General features: G+C 61.6%; 2 protein-coding genes. One reads left to right on the forward strand and one right to left on the reverse strand.

Features of this window, described 5'->3' with window-relative positions:
- Positions 1 to 574, forward strand: a 574-nt coding sequence (locus ERD80_RS14915) for a cupin domain-containing protein (protein ID WP_136547437.1), incomplete at its 5' end; no start/stop codon positions are given.
- 131 nt (positions 575 to 705) lie between these two features.
- Here ERD80_RS14915 and ERD80_RS14920 read toward each other — a convergent pair.
- Positions 706 to 1,743, reverse strand: a 1,038-nt coding sequence (locus ERD80_RS14920) for an efflux RND transporter permease subunit (protein ID WP_136547439.1), incomplete at its 5' end; no start/stop codon positions are given.

A 1,743-nucleotide genomic window follows, 5' to 3' on the forward strand; every position in this document is an offset into this window, starting at 1 on the left:
GTTTAACACGCTGCCCTCGCCAGAAGAGGAGTACATCTTTGCCGGGCAGGCACCGGACGGCGCGGCGGCTTCGGCGGTGAGCGGCGGGGTGAAATCGAAGCAGGTCTTCTCGCATAAAATGCTGGCGCAGAAGCCGTTGACGCTGCCGGGCGGCACGGTACGCATTACTGATTCCAGTAATTTTACGGTATCGAAAACCATCGCCGCCGCGCTGGTGGAACTGGCTCCCGGCGCGATGCGCGAACTGCACTGGCATCCCAATAACGATGAATGGCAATACTATCTGGAAGGTCAGGGGCGGATGGGCGTGTTTGCCTCGTCGGGTCAGGCGCGTACGTTTGACTTCCGCGCCGGTGATGTCGGCTATGTGCCCTTTGCCATGGGTCACTATATCGAAAACACGGGTGACAAGCCGCTGCGCTTTCTGGAACTGTTTAAAAGCGATTATTACGCGGATATTTCGCTTAACCATTGGCTGGCCAGCACGCCGCCAGCGCTGGTGCGCCAGCATCTGCATCTCAGCGACACCTTTATGAATGCGCTGCAGCAGGAGAAGCATCCGGTAGTGAAATAGCCCGTGGCCACGCGCAGCCGGTGCTGCGCGTTCTCTCCTGATACTGTCCACATCTGGCGTGCATATCCCGCCCGGAACCCTGTGGATAAACCTTTCGTTGCCCCATGCCAGCAGGGCTGACCAGCAGGCGGTTATTTTCTGAACGGCCGCCAGCGCAGCGATTTCAGTTTGTCACGACGGGCTGCTGCCTGCATCACCAGACTCATCGCCGCGGGTAAAACCGTGAGCGTCACCAGCGTCGCCACTAACAGCCCACCGATAATCGCCAGCGCCATCGGTCCCCAGAAAACCTGACGCGAGATGGGGATCATACCGAGAATCGCGGCGCTGGCGGTGAGCACGATCGGCCGTGCGCGGTGTTCTGCCGCAGCCGCAATGGCAGCGTCCGGCGGCATACCTGCATCAACGTTGTTATCCGCCTCGCTGATCAGGATCACCGCGTTGCGGATGATCATGCCAGCCAGAGCAATAACACCCAGCAGCGCCACAAAGCCCATCGGTGTGCCGGTCGGCAGCATGGCCAGCACAATGCCCGGCAGACCAAAGGGCGCCATCAGCAGGGCCAGCAGCAGGCGGGAAATCCGCCGCAGTTGTAACATCAGCAATACCAGCATGCAGAGCAGCGTGACCGGCAGGATAGCGATCACCGACTGGTTGCCCTTGTCAGACTCCGCTACCGCCCCGTCCTCGCTCAGGCGGTAACCGGCCGGCAAGCTGGCCCTGAAGGTGGCAATCAGCGGCGTGAGGGCGGCGGAGACGGCTTCCGCGCGCAAACCCGGCGCCGTATCGGTCTGGACGGTGATAAACGGCAGGCGCTGGCGTCGCCAGATAACGGGATCCTCCAGCCCCCACTGCGGTGTTGCGACCTGCGTCAGCGGAATTTTTGCGCCCGACGGCGCGGTTAGCAGCAATCCGGACAGGCTGCTCAGGTCATGGCGCGCTGCAGCGTTGCCCTGTAGCACCACATCAATCAGCCGGTTGCGATCGCGTACCGTAGTGATCAGCGTTCCTGACCAGAGCGTATGCAGATACTGAGCAATCAGGTCAGAAGAGAGGCCGGCTGCGCGCGCTGCCGTCTGATTCACCTGCAAAGTGATTACGCGTTCGGGCTCACCGGCGGTTTGATTGACGTCACGCGTCAGCGCTGAGCTGCCGAGCGCGGCGGCCAG

The sequence above is a fragment of the Pantoea sp. R102 genome (assembly GCF_004916815.1).
Taxonomy (GTDB): Bacteria; Pseudomonadota; Gammaproteobacteria; order Enterobacterales; family Enterobacteriaceae; genus Pantoea; species Pantoea dispersa.